1 protein-coding gene is annotated in these 226 nt (G+C 43.4%); it reads left to right on the forward strand.

The features are described from left to right. Positions 1-148: glycoside hydrolase family protein (locus ACGF5R_RS24980; RefSeq protein WP_387693238.1), on the forward strand; the 148-nt coding region annotated here is incomplete at its 5' end. Positions 149-226: the final 78 nt, after the last annotated feature.

The raw sequence follows: 226 nt of genomic DNA on the forward strand, positions 1-226 counted from the left end.
CGTCCGTTCTACTTTACTTAAAAAGCTCAACGCTGGTGATTATAAGGGTGCGGCGAATCAGTTCATGGAGTGGAATAAAGCGGGTGGGCGAGTATTACCGGGTTTAGATGCCAGGCGAGCATCTGAGAAAACGATGTTTTTATCATGAAATTCAACGCTCACTACTACACGCTTATTGCACTGATTATTGTCTCACTCACAGCTTATTACTATCACTCTGCATTAC

This window comes from Photorhabdus sp. RM71S (assembly GCF_042879355.1).
In the GTDB taxonomy this organism is placed as follows: Bacteria; Pseudomonadota; Gammaproteobacteria; order Enterobacterales; family Enterobacteriaceae; genus Photorhabdus; species Photorhabdus kayaii.